13 protein-coding genes (1 of these 13 only partly in view) are annotated in these 19,629 nt (G+C 62.6%); 8 read left to right on the top strand and 5 right to left on the bottom strand.

What is annotated here, in order from left to right; genetic code table 11:
• Positions 1–5 precede the first annotated feature (5 nt).
• Positions 6–1,340, bottom strand: coding sequence for a lysine N(6)-hydroxylase/L-ornithine N(5)-oxygenase family protein (locus GTQ41_RS09610; RefSeq protein WP_047295186.1), 1,335 nt, complete (start codon positions 1,338–1,340; stop codon positions 6–8).
• A gap of 134 nt (positions 1,341–1,474) precedes the next feature.
• Positions 1,475–1,957: a sigma-70 family RNA polymerase sigma factor gene (locus GTQ41_RS09605; RefSeq protein ID WP_047295188.1), complete on the bottom strand. Its 483-nt coding sequence runs from the start codon at positions 1,955–1,957 to the stop codon at positions 1,475–1,477.
• Positions 1,958–2,279: 322 nt separating this feature from the next.
• Here GTQ41_RS09605 and GTQ41_RS09600 point away from each other — a divergent pair, with 322 nt between their 5' ends.
• Genes GTQ41_RS09600 through GTQ41_RS09590 form a run of 3 tightly spaced genes read left to right on the top strand, consistent with a single transcriptional unit; the run spans position 2,280 to position 6,825 of the window.
• Positions 2,280–3,452, top strand: a complete 1,173-nt coding sequence (locus GTQ41_RS09600; protein ID WP_047295190.1) for an efflux RND transporter periplasmic adaptor subunit — start codon at positions 2,280–2,282, stop codon at positions 3,450–3,452.
• Entirely contained in the window at positions 3,453–5,426 is a 1,974-nt protein-coding gene (locus tag GTQ41_RS09595) for a MacB family efflux pump subunit (protein WP_047295192.1), read from the top strand.
• A 7-nt stretch (positions 5,427–5,433) separates the two neighbouring features.
• On the top strand, positions 5,434–6,825 hold the full coding sequence (locus tag GTQ41_RS09590) for an efflux transporter outer membrane subunit (RefSeq protein ID WP_047295194.1): 1,392 nt from the start codon (positions 5,434–5,436) through the stop codon (positions 6,823–6,825).
• A 328-nt stretch (positions 6,826–7,153) separates the two neighbouring features.
• On the opposite strand, the gene GTQ41_RS09585 is transcribed toward GTQ41_RS09590, so the two are convergent.
• Positions 7,154–8,773 carry a PvdJ/PvdD/PvdP-like protein gene (locus GTQ41_RS09585; protein WP_131670070.1) on the bottom strand — a complete coding sequence of 540 codons (1,620 nt, stop codon included), beginning with the start codon at positions 8,771–8,773 and terminating at the stop codon, positions 7,154–7,156.
• A 252-nt stretch (positions 8,774–9,025) separates the two neighbouring features.
• Here GTQ41_RS09585 and pvdM point away from each other — a divergent pair, with 252 nt between their 5' ends.
• The 5 genes from pvdM (at position 9,026) to GTQ41_RS09560 (ending at position 16,996) form a co-directional block, all read left to right on the top strand.
• Entirely contained in the window at positions 9,026–10,396 is a 1,371-nt protein-coding gene (gene pvdM, locus GTQ41_RS09580) for a pyoverdine-tailoring dipeptidase-like protein PvdM (RefSeq protein WP_047295198.1), read from the top strand.
• Complete coding sequence (locus GTQ41_RS09575; protein WP_047295200.1) at positions 10,393–11,673, top strand: aminotransferase class V-fold PLP-dependent enzyme; 1,281 nt, start codon at positions 10,393–10,395, stop codon at positions 11,671–11,673. The genes pvdM and GTQ41_RS09575 overlap by 4 nt, the downstream gene beginning before the upstream one ends.
• 38 nt (positions 11,674–11,711) lie before the next feature.
• Positions 11,712–12,620 (top strand): formylglycine-generating enzyme family protein, encoded by a 909-nt coding sequence (locus GTQ41_RS09570; RefSeq protein ID WP_047295202.1) that lies wholly within the window; start codon positions 11,712–11,714, stop codon positions 12,618–12,620.
• 146 nt (positions 12,621–12,766) lie between these two features.
• Positions 12,767–14,416: a cyclic peptide export ABC transporter gene (locus tag GTQ41_RS09565; RefSeq protein WP_047295203.1), complete on the top strand. Its 1,650-nt coding sequence runs from the start codon at positions 12,767–12,769 to the stop codon at positions 14,414–14,416.
• 117 nt (positions 14,417–14,533) lie between these two features.
• Complete coding sequence (locus GTQ41_RS09560; protein ID WP_047295206.1) at positions 14,534–16,996, top strand: TonB-dependent siderophore receptor; 2,463 nt, start codon at positions 14,534–14,536, stop codon at positions 16,994–16,996.
• Positions 16,997–17,944: 948 nt separating this feature from the next.
• Here GTQ41_RS09560 and GTQ41_RS09555 read toward each other — a convergent pair.
• A complete protein-coding gene (locus GTQ41_RS09555; protein ID WP_047291357.1) occupies positions 17,945–18,904 on the bottom strand; it encodes an alpha/beta hydrolase in 960 nt (319 codons plus the stop codon).
• A gap of 67 nt (positions 18,905–18,971) precedes the next feature.
• Positions 18,972–19,629, bottom strand: the 3' portion of a protein-coding gene (locus GTQ41_RS09550) for a non-ribosomal peptide synthase/polyketide synthase (protein WP_217325487.1). Its footprint extends 14,336 nt past the window's final position; 658 of the gene's 14,994 nt are visible here — the last part of the coding sequence; its start codon lies off the right edge, out of view; it ends in the stop codon at positions 18,972–18,974.

Below are 19,629 nucleotides of genomic sequence, written 5' to 3'. Positions count from 1 at the left end.
CAGATTCAGCTGGCCGTCGCCAACAACAGATCCGCCATCGAACGATGCCCACGGTTCTTGTCATGCTCATACAGCGAACCGGCAATCTCGTCGGCACGCACCGGCAACACCGACAGCAAGGTGTCGCTCAGACCATGGCTGGCCTGGCAGAAGCCCTGCATGTAGATGCCGGCCTTGCAGCGTTCGTCGGTGATCAGTTTGTAGTTGCGATCGACCTCGAAGTCACCGAGGTATTCTTCCAGCGGTGCCAACAGTTTGCGGTGCATCTGCCGCTCGTAACCGGTGGCCAGGACCACGGCGTCATAGATACGCACGCTGACTTCGCCGGTAGCGTTGTTGCGCACCGCCAGTTCGATGCCGCGTTCGGTGGCGCTGGCGCTCTCGACGGTGGTCAGGGTGCGGAACGCATGGCGGGCGATGCCCGAGACTTTCTGCCGATAGAAGATGCCGTAGATGCGTTCGATCAGGTCGATGTCCACCACCGAGTAGTTGGTGTTGTGGTACTCGTTGACCAGGCGCTCACGCTCGGCGCTGTTTTGCTGGAACACCAGATCGGTGAACTCCGGCGAGAACACTTCGTTGACGAACGGGCTGTCGTCCGCAGGCTTGAGCGCCGAGCCGCGCAGAATCATGTCCACTTGCACCGACGGGAACGAATCGTTCAGATCGATGAAGGCTTCCGCCGCGCTCTGCCCGCCGCCGATGATCGCGATGCTCATCGGTTGATTGTTGATGCAAGGCTGCTTGGCCATCTGCGACAGATACTGCGAGTGGTGGAATACGCGGCTGTCACCCTTCAGCGCCTTGAACGCCTCCGGAATACGCGGCGTGCCACCGGCACTGACCACCACCGAACGCGCGGTGCGCACGAACTGCTGGCCTTCGCTGTCGCGGGAGATCACGCGCAACGCTTCAACCTGATGGTTGTGCAGCACCGGTTCGATGGTCAGCACTTCTTCGCCATAGCGGCTCTGCTCAGTGAACTGCCCGGCGACCCAGCGCAGGTAATCGTTGTACTCCATGCGGCACGGATAGAAGGTGCCGAGGTTGATGAAGTCCACCAGGCGGCCGTGAGCCTTCAGGTAATTGACGAACGAGTACGGACTGGTCGGGTTGCGCAGGGTCACCAGATCCTTGAGGAAGGAAATCTGCAATTCGCTTTGGGTCGACAGGGTGTTGCCGTGCCAGCTGTAGTCGGCCTGCTTGTCGAGGAACAGCACATCCAGCTCGCCGTGGGTCGGGCCGCGCTCTTGCAGAGCGATGGCCAGCGCCAGGTTCGAAGGGCCGAAACCGACGCCGATCAGGTCGTGAACGATGGGCGATGCAATTGCCTGAGTCATTTCCAGTGTCCTCTGGATGAACCCCTCAACAAGGGGAAAGGAGAGCCTAAGTGACCCGACTGGCCTTGAGCAGGACAGCAGGTCGTCTGTTGAGTAGGAACGAGGACAGGGAAATAAAATTTAGCGACGGCGGCTCAATGGGCATCCCATTGCTTGATGCGCAGGCGGCAATGCTTCATCGCATTGACGATGTGTTTTTCCACCAGTGCCTTGGAAATCCCCAGCTGTTCGGCGATCTGCGGGTGCGACAGGCCTTCGATCTTGCGCAGCAGAAAACTGTCGCGGCACAGCGGCGGCAATTCTGCCAGGGCGCGCTGGAGCATCTCCAGACGCTGGCCGTGATCGAGGGTGCCGTGGGGCGACGGGGTGAAATAACGCTCTTCGCTGTCGAGCACTTCCAGCGGCTCGACCTGACGCAAGGCGTTGCGCCGATGATCGTCGATCACCAGATTCAGCGCAGTGCGATAGAGAAACGCCCGGGGCTGCTCGATGGGCGTGTCGCTGGAGCGTTCCAGTACGCGCACATAAGCGTCATGCACCACATCTTCGGCGACCTGACGGTTGCCGAGCTTGGCGTTCAGGAAACACACCAGCTCGCGATAGTAGTTTTCCAACATGACTCCCGGCCGCTTCGATGCGGATTCGATCCTTGAGCACACTGATCGACGGCCCCGCAAACACGGGTAGCAAGATAGTGGCAACTTGAGGTGCGTAATTTATAGTAATTCTCATATAGATTTAAAGTGGCGTTTGTCGTTGCCCGCCAAATAGTGCCGTTCTATACCTGTAACATCCTGTGTCTTCGCTTAAATTCCCCTGCGCATTCATCGTTTACAGGACAGCTCCCCGTGTCTGTCGTGCCCTGCGACAGCGTTCAGCGGCTGCGCGCTGTGGCGTGCAGCCGAACGACGGGCCGAATTCCACTGGCCGGAACCCTGCATGAAACGTCCCCGCCCCGCCCGACGCGCCCTGCTCGCAGCCCTGTGTCTGATTCCCGTTGTTGCCTACGCCGCGTGGCAAATCATGCCGCCGGGCCGCGAGCGCTTCGCCACCGTTCAAGTCAGCCGTGGCGACATCGAAAGCAGCGTCACCGCACTGGGCACCCTGCAACCGCGCCGTTATGTCGATGTTGGCGCGCAGGCCTCCGGGCAGATCCAGAAAATCCATGTCGAAGTCGGTGACGTGGTCAAGGAAGGTCAACTGTTGGTGGAGATCGATCCGTCCACGCAGAAGGCCAAACTCGACGCCGGGCGCTTCTCCATCGAAAACCTCAAGGCGCAATTGCAGGAGCAGCGCGCCCAGCATGAGCTGGCGCAGCAGAAGTATCAGCGGCAGCGGCATCTCGCCGCCGGCGGCGCCACCCGTGAAGAAGACGTGCAGACCGCCCGCGCCGAACTGAAAGCCACTCAGGCCCGCGTCGACATGTTCCAGGCACAGATCCGCCAGGCTGAAGCCAGCCTGCGCAGCGATCAGGCTGAGCTCGGCTACACGCGGATCTACGCGCCGATGGCCGGCACCGTGGTCGCCCTCGACGCCCGCGAAGGCCAGACCCTCAACGCGCAACAGCAGACGCCGCTGATCCTGCGCATCGCCAAACTGTCACCGATGACCGTGTGGGCCGAGGTTTCCGAGGCCGACATCGGTCATGTCAAACCGGGCATGACCGCCTACTTCACCACCCTCAGCGGCGGTCAGCGGCGCTGGAGCAGCACCGTACGGCAGATTCTGCCGGTGCCGCCCAAGCCGCTGGATCAGACCAGCCAGGGCGGTGGCAGCCCGGCCAGCAGCAGTAAAAGCGGCAGCGCCCGCGTTGTGCTGTACACGGTTTTGCTTGACGTTGATAACGCCGACAACGCCTTGATGGCCGAGATGACCACCCAAGTGTTTTTCGTCGCCAATCAGGCCAAAGGCGTGCTTACCGCACCGGTCGCCGCGTTGCAGGGCAGCACTAGCGCCAACCTGCAGACCGCACAGGTGGTCGCGGCCAACGGCGACATCCAGCAACGCGAGGTGCGCACCGGCATCAGCGACCGGCTCAAGGTGCAGATTGTCGACGGCCTCAACGAAGGCGATCACTTGTTGATTGGCCCGGTCGACGGCAACGGAGGCTGAATGCAAACGCCTCTGATCGACCTGCAGGACATTCGCAAATCCTACGGTGGCGGTGACGCTCCGGAGGTTCACGTGCTGCGCGGCATCGACCTGTCGATCCACGCCGGTGAATTTGTGGCGATTGTCGGCGCTTCCGGCTCCGGCAAATCGACCTTGATGAATATCCTCGGCTGCCTCGACCGCCCGACCTCCGGCGAGTACCGCTTCGCCGGGGAAAACGTTGCCGGCCTCGACAACGACGAGCTGGCCTGGCTGCGCCGCGAAGCCTTCGGCTTCGTGTTCCAGGGCTACCACCTGATTCCCTCCGGCTCGGCCCAGGAAAACGTCGAGATGCCGGCGATCTATGCCGGCACCCCGGCTGCCGAGCGTCACGCCCGCGCCGCCGCCCTGCTCGACCGCCTCGGCCTCGCCTCGCGCACCGGCAATCGTCCGCATCAGTTGTCCGGTGGCCAACAGCAACGGGTGTCGATTGCCCGGGCGTTGATGAACGGTGGCCACATCATCCTCGCCGACGAACCCACCGGCGCCCTCGACAGCCACAGCGGCAAAGAGGTGATGGCGCTGCTCGATGAACTGGCGAGCCAGGGCCACGTGGTGATCCTCATCACCCACGACCGCGAAGTCGCGGCCCGGGCCAAACGCATCATCGAAATCCGCGACGGCCTGATCATCAGCGACAGCGCCCGCGACAACCCAGAAGCTCAGACCAGCGCCAACCCCGGCGCCCTGCAAGCGGTGGATCTGCGCCAGCGTCTGGCCGACGGCGCCGAAGCCACCGGCGCCTGGAAAGGCGAACTGGTCGATGCCCTGCACGCCGCGTGGCGAATGATGTGGATCAACCGCTTTCGCACAGCGCTGACCCTGCTCGGGATCATCATCGGCGTGGCGTCGGTGGTGGTCATGCTGGCGGTCGGCGAAGGCAGCAAACGCCAGGTGATGGCGCAGATGGGCGCGTTCGGTTCGAACATCATTTACCTGAGCGGCTCGGCGCCCAACCCGCGCACGCCGCCGGGGATCATCACCCTCGACGAGGTGCACGCCCTGGCCAGCCTGCCGCAAGTGCAGCGGATCATGCCGGTCAACGGCGCCGAGGCCGGCGTACGTTACGGTAATGCCGACCACCTGAGTTACGTCGGTGGCAACGACACCCACTTTCCGGCGATCTTCAACTGGCCGGTGGTGCAAGGCAGTTACTTCACCGAGGCCGATGAGCAGAACGCTGCAGCCGTCGCGGTGATCGGCCACAAGGTCCGCAGCAAACTGCTCAAGGATGTGCCGAACCCGATCGGCCAATTCATCCTGATCGAGAATGTGCCGTTCCAGGTGGTCGGCGTGCTCGCGGAAAAAGGCGCCAGTTCCGGCGACTCCGACAGCGACAATCGCATCGCCATTCCCTATTCGGCGGCCAGCGTCCGGCTGTTCGGCACGCGCAATCCGGAATACGTGGCCATCGCCGCCGCCGACGCGCGCAAGGTCAAGGACACCGAGCAGGCCATCGAGCAACTGATGCTGCGCCTGCACAACGGCAAGAAGGACTTCGAACTGACCAATAACGCCGCGATGATTCAGGCCGAGGCGCGCACCCAGAACACCCTGTCGCTGATGCTCGGCTCGATTGCCGCGATCTCGCTGCTGGTCGGCGGGATCGGGGTGATGAACATCATGCTGATGACCGTGCGTGAGCGGACTCGCGAGATCGGCATTCGCATGGCCACCGGCGCCCGCCAGCGCGACATCCTCCGGCAGTTCCTCACCGAAGCGGTGATGCTCTCGGTGGTCGGCGGCCTTGCCGGCATCGCCCTGGCGCTGCTCGTCGGCGGCGTGCTGATCCTCAGCGAAGTGGCCGTGGCTTTTTCCATGATGGCGGTGCTCGGTGCCTTCGGTTGCGCCCTGGTCACCGGTGTTGTCTTCGGCTTCATGCCTGCCCGCAAAGCTGCCCGGCTCGACCCGGTCACGGCCCTTACCAGTGAATGATCGATCTATGAAACCGCGCCTCAGCCTGTTGACCGTGTGCCTGTTGCTCAGCGCCTGCGGCAGTCCCGTCCAGCGTCCCGACAGCGGCGTGCAGCCGCCCGCCGCCTGGCAATCGGCGCCGGCGGCCAGCCTTGCGCGCAACAACCCGCAATGGTGGACGCAATTTGGCAGCCCGGAACTGGATCGCCTGATCGAACAGGCGCGCGTCGGCAGTTTCGACCTCGCGGCCGCCGTTGCTCGCGTGCGTCAGGCGCAGGCGGGTACCGTCATCGCTGGCGGCTCACAGCTGCCGGAGGTCAAGGCCGGCCTGAATGCCAATCGGCAGAAACTGCTGCGCGGTAATGGCTACAGCCAACTCGATGCCAACAGCAGCAACAAGGCTGTGGACTATTTCGATACCAACCTCAGCGCCACCTACGAAATCGATTTCTGGGGCGGCAAACGCGCGTCGCGCGACAGTGCCCAGTTCGCCCTGCAGGCCAGCGAATTCGACCGGGCGACGGTCGAGCTGACAGTGCTCAGCAGCGTTGCCAGTACGTATGCGCAAACCTTGTCGCTGCGCGAGCAGAGTCGCATCGCCGAACTCAATCTGGCCAACGCACAAAGCGTGCTGAAACTGGTGCAGACGCGGTTTGATTCAGGCTCCGCCACCGCACTGGAACTGGCCCAGCAGAAAAGCCTGGTCGCCGCCCAGCAATGGCACTTGCCGCGCGTGCAACAGCAAGCCCAGGAGGCGTTGATCAGCCTCGCCGCCCTGCTTGGCCGACCGGTGCAGCAACTGTCGGCGACAGAGTCCTTCGATCACCTGCAATGGCCAGATATCGCCGCCGGCGTCCCCAGCGAGTTGCTCACCCAGCGTCCGGACATCGCCCGCGCCGAAGCACAACTGGCCGCCGCCGAAGCTGACGTCAAAGTCGCTCGCTCGGCCATGTTGCCGGCACTGACCCTGACCGCCCAACTCGGCTCAGGCGCCAATCAGTTCGACGATTTGATTCGCAGCCCTTTCTACAACCTGACCGCCGGACTGGTCGCACCGATTTTCAATAACGGTCGCCTCGGCGCTGAGCGCGACAAGGCCACGGCGCGCCAGCAAGAGCTGCTGGAAACCTACCGTGGGGCGATCATCAACGGGTTCGCCGATGTGGAAAAAGCGCTCAATAGCATTCGTCGCCTGGATGAGCAGCGGCTGTGGCAGAACGAAGAACTGAATCAGGCGCAGACCGCGTTCGACATCGCCCAGAGCCGCTACCAAGCCGGCGCCGAAGACTTGCTGACCGTGTTGGAAACCCAGCGCACGCTGTACGCGGCCCAGGATCAGCATGCACAACTACGGCTGTCACGAGTGCAGGCGAGCATTGCGCTGTACAAGGCACTTGGCGGCGGGTGGCAGACGCTGTAATCGAATCAACACAACAACCCTGTGGGAGCTGGCTTGCCAGCGATGAGGCCAGCACTCCCGACATCAACGTTGCCTGACCCGATGCTATCGCTGGCAAGCCAGCTCCCACATTGATTGACGGTGTTGCCGCTCTCTCGGGCTGACACATAACCCTGTGGGAGCTGGCTTGCCAGCGATGAGGCCAGCACTGCCAACATCAACGTTGCCTGACCCGATGCTATCGCTGGCAAGCCAGCTCCCACATCGATTGGCGGTGTTGCCGCTCTCTCGGGCTGACACCTGAACCTGTGGGAGCGAGCCTGCTCGCGCATGATCGATGACGCAGCCCTCAAGCCGGGCTGGTTTTAGCCTTCAGATTGCGCGCATACCATGGCCGTTGCGGCACGCGACGGAACAGGCCGGCGAGTTTTTCCTCGTCGGTGATGAAGGTGATGCGCAGCGCCAGCTTCATGGTTTCCGGATCCATCTCCACCGACTTGCCCACCTGCAATCCCGGCGTGGTACTGCAACCATGGGTGATCGGCCCGAGCCACGGGTCATCGACTTCCACCCAGCGCCCCGGGGCAAACCATGGCACGCCATTGACCTGCAGCCGCGTGACTTCGCCCGGGTGAAAACGCTCGTGGGCGCGGAACCAGTCCTCGATGCGATCATCGATCCAGCCATGGAAATGCCAGAACGTCGGGTTGACGTGGGAAGAAAACGGATCGCCAAGGAAGTCGTTTTCGGCGTTGTACCAGCGGGCCGCGAAGTCCGCCGGATCGCGGGCAAATGGCACCGGCTGACCGTTGGACGGATCGCGCGGCACGGAGGCCCAGCGCATGTGCAGCCAGTCGTGCAGGCCCAGTTCGACTTCGGAGCCAAACTGGCCGAGGGTGAGCCGGGCCAGATACGCCGGATCGCGGTACTGCGACTCCCAGACCTGGAAGTTGCTTTCGTAGGTTTCGGCGGTCTTGATGTCGCTGACCCATTGGCTGAATTCGTCATCGCCCGCCGCCGTCCAGGTGGGTGGCAAGGCTGAGCCGTCGTGGTTGTCGAAATAGCGGGCGAAGCCGACGCGGTCGCGGATCAGCTCCGGCTGCGGCAGCGGGAAGAATTCCCACGACGGCAGATCCTGCATCGACCGCGCCGTCCCGAGCATGTGCCGGTGCATGAAGAAAAAGTCCACGCCCGAACCATTGCGATCCTTGCGCGGGCCTCGGGCATCGCGCTCCTTGTCGCGCGGGCCGGGCTGCCAGCCGATACCGCGCAAGGCTTCGCGTTTGTCCTCGGGCAGCTTGTGCCACTTGTCCCGGGTCGCATGCCACAACTGGTGAAACAGGCGATGCTCGGGCGAGATCAACCACGCCAGCAACGTCGGGTTGAGCGGCGTGCGCTCGCGCGCTTCGGGAAACAGCCGCTTGACGGCGACAAAGCGGTTGTCCTGCGCCGGCAAGGCCAGCGACCGGTCCAGGCGCAAGGCCTTGCCGCTGAGGGTGCCACTGCCGGCATTGCCGAAGTCGGCCCAGACCTCATCGAGGATCATCTCCAGCTCATAGCTGATCTGGCCATCGGCACCGATCAGGCGCCAACTCAACTTCGCCGCATCGGCTTTCGCGAGGTCGCCAAGAATCCGGTAACGCGGGGTTTCAGCGGAACGCAGGCGCTCGGGCGTGTCGAGAAAACCGCACACCCCGCGCCCCTTCTGGCCGATGTCGAGAAACACTTGCAGACCCTTGGGTGGCAAGCCTTCGAGACCGGCATCGGCACCTTCGAAACGGATATCCCACACCCCGCGCAACGCATTTGCCAAGCGCTGCCCGGCCCTGTCCGCGACGTCGAAAGACGCTTCGCCCGGGGTGATCGTCGGGTCCGGCTTCGTCCATTCACGATGCCCGAAATACGCCGCAGGCACGGCAGCGCCGGTCAGCGCCAGGCCCGCCATGAACCATCGTCGAGAAATCTTCATTGCCCTACCTGTGTCAGCCATGAAGCAGGCTTTATCCAAGCTAGAACGTTTGTTGCGCGGGTAAATTTATGTGGGTTTGAAAAGATCGCAGCCTTCGGCAGCTCCTACAGTGATCGCGTTCCAATGTAGGAGCTGCCGCAGGCTGCGATCTTTTAACCTGGCAACCTAAATTCCACGGCCAACCACTCGTTCTTCCCAGATAGCGAAGGCCCCCGCGCCTGCACCTCGATGGCGAACCTGACTGAGATGGCAATGACAAAACCACGTTCGAAAAAGGCTCTATTCATCGGCCTGCCGTTGGCCCTGGCGATCAGCGCCGGTGCAGGCTTTGCCGTGTGGCACCACTGGTTCAAGGACGACCTCGGCTACCCGGCCAAAGTCATGAAGCAGGCCGATGAGCTGCACGAACGCATGCTGTCTTTCGACAGCCATGTCAGCCTGACGCAAAATTTCGGCACCGACGGCCACGAGGCCGACAAGGACGGCGACGGCCAGTTCGACCTGGCCAAGGCCAGCCGTGGACGCCTGTCCGGCGCCGCGCTGACCATCTTCGGCTGGCCGGAAATGTGGAACGGCCCGAACGCCCCGCACAAGCCGACCCCCGGCTTCGTCGACGAGGCACGCAACCAGCAGGAGATCCGCTTCAAGATCATCTCCGGCATGGTTCGCGATTACCCCAATCAGGTCGCCATCGCCTACACCCCCGACGACTTCCGGCGCTTGCACGGCGAAGGCAAATTCGCGATTTTCATCAGCATGCTCAACGCCTATCCGCTGGGCCACGACCTCAACCTGCTGGACCTGTGGACGGCGCGCGGCATGCGCATGTTCGGCTTCAGCTACATCGGTAACAACGACTGGGCGGATTCGTCGCGACCGTTGCCATTCCTCAATGATTCGCCGGACGCCCTCGACGGTCTCTCGGATCTGGGCAAGCAAGCGGTCAAGCGTCTCAACGATCTGGGCGTGATCATCGACGTCTCGCAAATGTCGACCAAGGCCCTCGAACAAGTTGCGCAACTGAGCCGCACGCCTTTGGTGGCCTCGCATTCGGCGCCGCGTGCGATGGTCGATATTCCGCGCAACCTCAGCGACAAGGAAATGCAGCTGATCAAAAACAGCGGCGGCGTGGTGCAGATCGTTGCGTTTTCGCAGTACCTGCGTCCGCTCACCCAGCAAACCCAGGACAAGCTCAACGCGATGCGCAAGGACTTCGACCTGCCGCCGCTGCCGAACCTGGCGATGGCGTTGATGCCGGGCGACCCGATCATTGCCGCGTGGTCGGAGCAGAAGTTCGGCCAGTACGCCAGTCGCCTGTACGCGATCCTCGAAGAGGAACCGAAAGCCAGCCTCAAGGATCTGGGCGATGCCATCGATTACGCGGTGCGCAAGATCGGCATCGACCATGTCGGCATCAGCTCCGACTTCAACGAAGGTGGCGGCGTCAAAGGCTTCGAGAACGTCGGCGAAATTCGCAACGTCACCGCCGAGCTGATCTCGCGCGGTTACTCCGAAGCGGACATCGCCAAGCTCTGGGGCGGCAACTTCCTGCGGGTTTGGGATCAGGTCGAGAAAGCCGCGAAACCGGCCCTGGCCGCTGCGCCGGGAACTGCCAAGCCATGAGCAATCGTCGTGAGTTCTTGAAGCAGGCGGGGATTCTCGCGGCGGCGCTGCCACTGGGCGCGAGCCTGCCGAATGTCGCCGGTGCCGCGAGCGCTGCGCCCGTGACTGGCAACAAGTGGGCGCAGTTGCAGCAGCTGTTCGATCAGGATCCGGCGTATCTGCACTTCTCCAACTTTCTGATCACCTCACACCCGAAACCGGTGCGCGAGGCGATTGAGCGGCACCGCGCCGCCCTCGACAACAATCCCGGCCTGGCCATGGATTGGGACCACGGCGTGATCGAACAGCGCGAAGAGAACGTGCGGGTCTGGGCCGGTCGCTATCTGCAAGCCGATGCAAAACAGATCGCCCTGACCGGCAGCACCACCGAAGGTCTGGCGACGATCTACGGCGGCGTACACGTGCGCCCCGATCAGGAAATCCTCACCACCGAACACGAGCACTACGCGACCCACACCATCCTCGCCCTGCGCACCGAACGCGACGGCACCCGGGTGCGCAAGATTCGCCTGTTCAAGGATCCGTACAACGCGAGCAAAGCAGAAATCCTTGCTGCCATCGACAGCGCCATCCGTCCCGAAACCCGGGTGTTGGGCATGTGCTGGGTGCATTCGGGCAGCGGCATGAAACTGCCCATCGGTGAAATCGGCGCCATCGTCGACCGGCACAACCGTGGGCGCAGCGACGCCGAGCGCATCGTTTACGTGGTCGACGGGGTGCATGGCTTCGGCGTAGACAACCTGAACTTCGCGCAAATGAACTGCGACTTCTTCATCGCCGGCACCCACAAGTGGATGTTCGGCCCACGCGGCACCGGCATCGTCTGCAGCCGCTTCGCCGAAGTCAGGTACGTGACCCCGATCATTCCGACGTTCTCCGAAGCCACGGCGTTTTCCACCACCATGACGCCTGGCGGCTATCACTCGTTCGAACACCGCTGGGCGCTGGACGAAGCGTTCAAATTGCATCTTGAGCTGGGCAAGGCCGAGGTCGAGGCGCGCATTCACGCGCTCAACAGCTACCTGAAACAACGCCTGCAGCAACGTCCGCAGATCGAACTGGTCACGCCGCTGAGCCCTGAGCTGTCCGCCGGTTTCACCTTCTTCCGGGTCAAGGGCAAGGACAGCGACAAGATCGCCGCGCACCTGATGGCCAAGCGGGTGGTGGCCGATGCCGTGCACCGCGACGTCGGCCCGGTGATCCGCACCGCGCCAGGTCTGCTCAACGACGAAGAGCAAATCGACCGTTTGCTGGCCGTGCTCGATCAGGCCCTTTGACCCGGACGCTCCCTTTTTCCCTTTTAGCGAGACTCGCAATGAACAGTGAACTGCGTCGATTTTCCTTGAAGGCGCTGCCGGCGCTGATGCTCACCGCCCTCGCCGCCGGCCTGCTGCCGGGTGCCGCGCAGGCCGCCACCCCGCCTGCGCCGGGCAAGGTGTTCAAGGACTGCAAGGACTGCCCGGAAATGGTCGTGCTGCCCACCGGCACGTTTACCATGGGCACGCCGGAGGATGAGGTTGGCCGCGAACCGGATGAAGGGCCGATGCACCCGGTGACGTTTGCCAAACCGCTGGCGATCAGCCGTTTCCAGATTCTGCGCGGCGAGTGGGACGCCTACCTCAAGGACAGCGGCTACAAGATGCCCGACGGCGACACGCGCCCCGGTCGCGCGTGCAAGGCGGGCATCCCGGATTATCAGGGCAGCGACCCGCGCAAGCAGTACACCGACAAGCACCCGGCGGTGTGCATGGATTTCCCGGAGGCCGAAGCTTACGTGGCCTGGCTGTCGAAGAAGACCGGCCAGCCCTATCGACTGGTCAGCGAATCGCTGCGTGAATACGCCGCCCGCGCCGGCAGCACGGGGCCGTTCCCTTTCCCGTTTGACGAAGGCAAGGAATACAGCATCGCCAAACACGCCAACACCTACGGCGCCGCCGATGGCTACAACTTCACCGCGCCGGCCGGCAGCTTCCCGGCCAATGCCTTCGGCGTCTACGACATGCACGGCAATATTTATGAGTGGACCGCCGATTGCTACAACGACAACTACGTCGGCGCGCCAAGCGATGGCAGTGCCTGGTTAAGCGGCAAGTGCGACGTGCGGCGCATCCGTGGCAACGACTGGGGCGAGGCACCGGTGTTCTCGCGTTCGGGCAACCGCAACGCCACCTACACCGACACCCGTGGCGACTGGATCGGCTTCAGGGTCGCCCGCGATCTGTAAGGCCATCGCCCGGCTAAATTAGCCGTCCTGCCAGTCGTTCTACAGGTGGGCGCGATCTCCACGGTGCGCCCACCGCCCTCTACGTCATCCAGGCGAACCCCACGCGCAGTGCCGGTGTTCGCCGCTCCTTCAAGCAGGGAACCTCCATGAGCAAACCAACACGCGGGGTGATCAATGAATTGTTCGCCCTGCTCAAACCCTTTCGACTGATCGTCAGCGTGTCGATCCTGCTCGGCATGGTCGGTGGCCTGAGTGTCACCGCGTTGCTGGCGACCATCAACAATGTGCTGCACGCCGAGGGCGCACTGACCAGCACCATGGTCGCGGTGTTCGCCGGCCTGTGCCTGCTGGCGCTGACCAGCTCGATCTTTTCCGACATCGGCACCAATTTCGTCGGCCAGCACATCATCGCTACATTGCGCAAAGAGCTCGGCGAGAAAGTCCTCTCGGCGCCGATCGAGCAGATCGAGCGCTACCGCAGCCATCGGCTGATTCCGGTGCTGACCCACGACGTCGACACCATCAGCGACTTCGCTTTCGCCTTTGCGCCGCTGGCGATTTCCCTGACCGTGACCCTCGGTTGCATGGGCTACCTGGCGATGCTGTCGTGGCCGATGTTCCTGATGATGGCGGTGGCGATCCTGATCGGCACGGTCATTCAGTACATCGCGCGCGGGCGCGGCATGCAGGGTTTCCTCAAGGCCCGCGACTACGAGGACGAGTTGCAGAAGCACTACCACGCGGTCGCCGAGGGCGCCAAGGAACTGCGCATCCACCGCCCGCGCCGGCATCGCATGTTTGTCTCGGGCATCGAAGGCACGGCCGACAAGATCTGCGCGACGCAGGTGCGTTCGGTAAACATTTTCGTGGTCGCCAAGACTTTGGGCTCGATGCTGTTCTTCGTGGTGATCGGCCTGGCGCTGGGCCTGCAATCGCTGTGGCCGAGCGCCGACAAAGCGGTGATGAGCGGCTTCGTGCTGGTGCTGCTGTACATGAAAGGGCCGCTGGAACACATCATCGGCACCTTGCCAATCGTCAGTCGCGCGCAGATTGCGTTCCGCCGCATTGCCGATCTGTCCGAGCAGTTTTCCTCGCCCGAACCGCACCTGTTGCTCAGCGATCAGGGCCATCAAAAGACCCCGGTGCACAGTTTGGAACTGACCGATGTCTCGTACAGTTTCCCGACGGTAGAAGGCGCCAAGCCGTTCCGGCTGGGGCCGGTAAACCTGAAAATCGAACAGGGCGACATCATTTTCATCGTCGGCGAAAACGGCTGCGGCAAGACCACGCTGATCAAATTGCTGCTGGGTCTGTACGCGCCACAGCAAGGCGAAATCCGCCTCAACCAGCAGCTCGTCGACGCCAGCAACCGCGACGATTACCGCCAGTTGTTCACCACGATTTTCGCCGACTATTACCTGTTCGACGACGTGGTTCAGGGCGACACCCATATCCCGGAAGACGCCAACCAATACCTGGAGCGCCTGGAAATTGCGCACAAGGTCAGTGTGCGTGACGGCTCGTTCACCACCACCGATCTGTCCACCGGCCAGCGCAAGCGTCTGGCCCTGATCAACGCCTGGCTGGAGGAACGTCCGGTGCTGGTGTTCGACGAGTGGGCCGCCGATCAGGACCCGACTTTCCGGCGGATTTTCTACACCGAGCTGCTGCCGGACCTGAAGCGTCTGGGCAAGACCATCATCGTCATTTCCCACGACGATCGTTACTTCGATGTCGCCGACCAACTGGTGCGCATGAGCGCCGGCAAAGTGGTCACTGAGCTGCAACCCGCCTGACTGTGAAAAATTTGTAAAAAAAATGGCAGTGAGCTTTCCGGTTTTCGGAAGGCTCAACGTCTTACTAACAGTTAATAGAAATAGTTCTCAGTCAAAACTTTGAAGAGTAGAAGAACAATGCCCGCACCGCACGGACTCCACCCGCTCGCCAAGGCTCTGCTGATCCGCCGCTCCTTCCGTTGCACCTTGCCAGCGTTCTGCGCCATGGCCCTGACCGTACCGATGGCCGGCCAGGCCCAGGCCGCTGCCGTGGCGATCAATATTCCTGCACAGTCGCTGGGGAGCGCGCTGCAGGAATTCGGTCGCCAGACCAACCTCCAAGTGCTGTACAGCCCGGATGAGGTCAGCGGTCTGCGCAGCAGCACGGTCAGTGGCAACCTGGAACCGACCGCCGCCATCGCGCAACTGCTGCAAGGCACGAACATCGCCTACAGCGTCGAGGGCAACAACGTCGCCTTGCGTTCGCGCAGCAGCGGTGGCGCCAGCCTCGATCTGGCCCCGACCAGCATTTCCGCCACGGCAGAATCGGCTTGGGGCCCGGTCGACGGGATCGTCGCCAAACGCAGCGCCACCGGTTCGAAGACCGATTCGTCGCTCAAGGAAATCCCGCAGACCATCAACGTCGTCACTCAAGACGAAATCAAGATGCGCGGCTCGAAGACCGTCACCGAAGCTCTGCAATACACGCCGGGCATGACCGGCGGCGGTTTCTCGGACCGGGTGAAGATCTTCGACGAACCGACATCCCGTGGCTTCTCCCCTACTCCGCTGTACCTCGACGGCCTGCACATGCCTTACGGCGGCGGCAGCACCGGCGGTTCGCTGCAGATCGACCCGTACACCCTGGAGCGCGTCGAAGTGCTCAAGGGCCCGGCCTCGGTGCTGTACGGCCAGAACCAGCCTGGCGGTATCGTCAACATGGTCAGCAAGCGTCCGACCGCGACCCCGCTGCACGAAGTGAAGCTCGGTGGCGGCAGCTATGACCGCAAGTACGGTGCCTTCGACCTCGGCGGCCCGATCGATGATCAGGGCGAATTCCTCTATCGCCTGACCGGCGTGGTCAACGACAGCGGCTCGGCCATCGACTACGCCAGCCAGAACCGCATGCTGCTGGCGCCAAGCCTGACCTGGCTGCCTAACGATCAGACCACCATCACCGTGTTCGGTCAGTACCAGAAAGACCACGACGTACCGGAAGCCCAGGGCCTGCCGGCCAACGGCACCGTGCATCGCAGCCAGGCCGGGCGCATCAGCCGCAGCCTGTTCCTCGGTGAGCCGGACGTGAACAAGTACCACCGCGAGCAGTTCGTGGTCGGTTACGAGATTGCCCACGAACTCAACGACGTCTGGACCCTGAAGCAGAACGCGCGTTACGCCGACATCAACGACCAGTACGTGGCGCCGCTGCACGGTTATGCGTTCCCGACCAACCCGGTCACCGGCCTCAACGACGGCAGCTACCAGAGCCGTTATGCGGTGGACTGGTCGCAGCACAACAAGGTCTACGGCATCGATAACATCGCCCAGGCCAAGTTCAACACCGCCGACGTCGAGCACACCGTGCTGCTGGGCGTGGACTACTACCACTACAATTCGAGATTCCTCGGCCTGTACGACCGCACCGCTCCAGGTCTGGATCTGTACAACCCGGTGTATGGCAGCCAGATCAATTTCCGCCAGCCGTACAAGTGGGACAACACCATCACCCAGACCGGCCTGTACGCTCAGGATCAACTGCGCTGGAACCAGTGGTTCCTGACCCTCGGCGGTCGTTATGACTTCGCCGAAACCGACAACAAGCAACCGCTGAGCGGCGGCCACAGCAACCAGAAGGACGAGAAGTTCACCGGGCGTGCCGGCCTGGGCTACGAGTTCGACAACGGCATCACACCGTACGTCAGCTACGCCGAATCGTTCCTGCCGCAAACCGGTACCGACATGAGCGGCAGCGCCTTCGAACCGACCACCGGCAAGCAGTACGAAGTCGGCGTCAAGTACGAGCCGAAGTCGATCGACGGCTTCATTCAGCTGTCGGCGTACCAGATCGACCAGGACAACATGCTCACCACCGACCTCAACAACCCGGGCTTCAGCACCCAGAGCGGCTCCGTGCGTTCGCGCGGTATCGAGCTGGAAGGCAAGGTCAACGTCACCCGCAACCTGCGCGTGCTGGCGGCGGTGTCGCGTAACCAGACCAAGTGGGAGAAAGACAACGACGGTCGCGAAGGTCGCACCCTGGCCATGCGTCCACCACTGACCGCCTCCGCGTGGGTCAACTACGACTTCGACATCTCCACCGCCCTCGCCGGTTTCGGCATGGGCCTGGGCGCCCGCTACGTGCGCAGCAGCTACGGTTCGGATTACGAGTCGGACTCGTTCCAGATTCCGTCCTACACCGTGTATGACGCCATGGTCTCTTACGACCTGGAGAAATCGCCGCTGCACGTCAAAGGCGTGAAGCTGCAAGCCAACCTGCAAAACCTCACCGACGAGAAATATGTGGCAGCGTGCAACGGTACCCTCGATTGCTACTACGGCGAAGGCCGGACCATGACTGCTGACGTGACCTACAACTGGTAATACGTTTAGCGCTCACTGAAACGCCGGCATTTGCTGGCGTTTTTTTTGGGGGCTGATTGGGGCTTGGCGGCCTTTGGGCCGACCAGGCTCTTGGGGTTTTGGGGGCATATCCGTTGCTGCGGTTATGGCCGCTTAGGGTTCCGCCCTTACGGCGGGTCACTTTTTCCAAACGCCGAAAAAGTAACCAAAAAGGCTTCCCCCAGCGTACGGCACTTCGCTGAGGCTCAGTGTTCCCTCGCTACGGTGTCCATCCGGGGGCATCGCCTACGGTTTGCTTCGCTGCACCTCCTCTCGATGTATGCGGCTTCGCCGCATGGCGCTACGCGCCTACCCCCCGGATGGACACCTTCGCTCGGCCTGCCGAAGGGGCTGAAGATCAAAAGCCAGATCAAGAGCCAAAGCCAAAGCCAAAGCAGATCAAAAGATCGCAGCCTTCGGCAGCTCCTACAGGGGATTGGGTGTTTTCAGTTAGAGATTGGTCGGCTGTCAGGCCGCCATCGCTGGCAAGCCAGCTCCCACAGTGGGATCGGGTGTTTTCAGTTAGAAATTGGTCGGCTGTCAGGCCGCCATCGCTGGCAAGCCAGCTCCCACAAAAGTCACAGCAGACCGCACCCGCTTTTCACCACTCAACACGATGAGCGTTAGCTCGAGTACCGCTCTTGATCTGAGGGCCCGTCGGCAGGCTGAGTGGAGGGATTTATCCGGGGGTGGGAGCGCAGCGACCGTTTGGCGCAGCCAAACACAGCGAGAGGAGGTGCAGCGAAGCAAACCGTAGGCGCTGCCCCCCGGATGAATCCCGCAGCGAAGGAACCCGAGCCTAAGCGAGGGCCGAACGTCAGGGCATAGACCTTTTGGTTACTTTTGGGGCGTTTGCCAAAAGTGACCCGCCGTCAGGGCGGAACCCTAGGTGGCCGTTACCGCAGCAACGGATATTCCCCCCCACCCCGGTCAAGCCAAAGCAAACACCTCCACCAAGCGCCCAGCAATCAACCCCAGCGCCTCCTCAGCCTCATCAACAATCGCCCCCATACGCATAAAGTCGTGGGTCATCCCCTCATAAACCTTCAGCGCCACAGCAACCCCCGCCGCCTGCAAACGCCGCGCATAAGCCACCCCCTCATCGTGCAACGGATCACACTCGGCCAACACCATCAGCACCGGCGCGACATTGGCCGGAACTTCGCCGAGCAACGGCGAGAAACGCGGATCGAGACGATCGCTGGCATCACGCTGATAGTGCTCGTAAAACCACTGCAGCGAAGCCTTCTCCAGCAGATAGCCTTCGGCGAAACGCTCGATCGACGGCGTGCTGCGACTGGCATCGGTGACCGGATAAATCAGCACCTGCAAGCGCGGCTGCTCAGCGGCAGCCGTCAGTTGCGCAGCCAGCACCGTGGCCAGACTGCCACCGACGCTGTCACCGGCAATCGCCAGTCGCGCCGTGTCGATGCCCAGATCTGCAGCACTCGCCACCAGCCAGTCCCAGGCATCGCGGGCGTCATCGGCCGCTGTCGGAAAACGATGTTCCGGCGCCAGTCGGTACGCCACCGACAGCACCACGCAATCGGCCAGCGAGGCCAGCGCGCGGCACAGCGAATCATGCGAGTCGAGGCTGCCGACCACATAGCCGCCACCATGGAAATACAACAGCGCCGGACGACCGGCGCCCGCCTGCAACGGATGATTGCTGTAGATCCGCGCGTGCAACAGTGCGCCGTCACGCACCGGCAATTGCAGCTCATCCACCACGGCCAGTTCTTCACCGCCGGCGTCCATCAGCAACGATGACTGATCGAATTGTTCGCGGGCTTCGGTCGGGCTCAACTCATGCATGCCGACGCGTTTGCCACTGGCCCGGCCGTTGCCGACCAGTTGCAGAAATGCGGCGATATCAGGATTCAATGACATTCAAATCTCCAAAGCGATCGGGCGCCATCAGCGCCCGATCGGTTTTACTTGGGTTTCACAGCAGGTTTCAGGACATGACTACTGATTCAACGATCTGGCCGAGCATTTCTTCAGCCTCGGACAGGAAAGTTTCATCGCGCGGGATCTGGAAGTGCCCGCAATCCAGCCATTCGCCGCCCATGCCCGGCTGACCCAGTTGCGCCGCCAGCTCCAGTGCCTCGGCTTCGCGACCCAAGGTCCACCAGCACACCGGGTTGACGGTCAGCGGCGCACAGCGCTCAAGCTTGAGCGACAACTGCTTGAGCCGGCGCGCCACGCTGAACACATGCGCCAGTTCATCGGCACCCAGTGCCACGTAAGTCGACGCCCCGCGCTCGGCACTCATGGCACGCTGGAACAGCGCGCGCAGGTTGTGCGGCGCTTCTTCACCGTCGATGGACAAGCCCGGTACGGCGTCCGGCAACGTCACTTGCAGGAAGTCGCGCAGGTCGGTTTGCCAGTCATCGACCGCCCCGGCGTCGACCGCCGCCGACGGCACGAAGCTGTCGACCAGCCCGACAAACTTGACCTGTTGCCCGGCCTGCTCCAGTTGCGCGGCGATCAACATCGCCAGCGTACCGCCCAGCGACCAGCCCAGCAGGTGATACGGCCCCTGCGGCTGTTTCTGGCGAATCTGCGCCAGATACTCACTGGCCATTTCCTGCAGCGAGGTGTCGTTGAACGCC

It is taken from the genome of Pseudomonas sp. AN-B15 (genome assembly GCF_019056475.1).
GTDB classification, from domain to species: Bacteria; Pseudomonadota; Gammaproteobacteria; order Pseudomonadales; family Pseudomonadaceae; genus Aquipseudomonas; species Aquipseudomonas parakoreensis.
The sequence above is the reverse complement of the archived record's forward strand: the minus strand, read 5'-3'. Positions and strand labels throughout refer to the sequence as shown.

Bases quoted from the DNA above. Each gene is read 5' to 3' on its own strand.
- GTQ41_RS09560 (WP_047295206.1), top strand. From the start codon at position 14,534: ATGCCCGCACCGCACGGACTCCACCCGCTCGCCAAGGCTCTGCTGATC.
- GTQ41_RS09595 (WP_047295192.1), top strand. From the start codon at position 3,453: ATGCAAACGCCTCTGATCGACCTGCAGGACATTCGCAAATCCTACGGT.
- pvdM (WP_047295198.1), top strand. From the start codon at position 9,026: ATGACAAAACCACGTTCGAAAAAGGCTCTATTCATCGGCCTGCCGTTG.
- GTQ41_RS09585 (WP_131670070.1), bottom strand. From the start codon at position 8,773: ATGAAGATTTCTCGACGATGGTTCATGGCGGGCCTGGCGCTGACCGGC.
- GTQ41_RS09610 (WP_047295186.1), bottom strand. From the start codon at position 1,340: ATGACTCAGGCAATTGCATCGCCCATCGTTCACGACCTGATCGGCGTC.
- GTQ41_RS09555 (WP_047291357.1), bottom strand. From the start codon at position 18,904: ATGTCATTGAATCCTGATATCGCCGCATTTCTGCAACTGGTCGGCAAC.
- GTQ41_RS09605 (WP_047295188.1), bottom strand. From the start codon at position 1,957: ATGTTGGAAAACTACTATCGCGAGCTGGTGTGTTTCCTGAACGCCAAG.
- GTQ41_RS09600 (WP_047295190.1), top strand. From the start codon at position 2,280: ATGAAACGTCCCCGCCCCGCCCGACGCGCCCTGCTCGCAGCCCTGTGT.
- GTQ41_RS09565 (WP_047295203.1), top strand. From the start codon at position 12,767: ATGAGCAAACCAACACGCGGGGTGATCAATGAATTGTTCGCCCTGCTC.
- GTQ41_RS09575 (WP_047295200.1), top strand. From the start codon at position 10,393: ATGAGCAATCGTCGTGAGTTCTTGAAGCAGGCGGGGATTCTCGCGGCG.
- GTQ41_RS09590 (WP_047295194.1), top strand. From the start codon at position 5,434: ATGAAACCGCGCCTCAGCCTGTTGACCGTGTGCCTGTTGCTCAGCGCC.
- GTQ41_RS09570 (WP_047295202.1), top strand. From the start codon at position 11,712: ATGAACAGTGAACTGCGTCGATTTTCCTTGAAGGCGCTGCCGGCGCTG.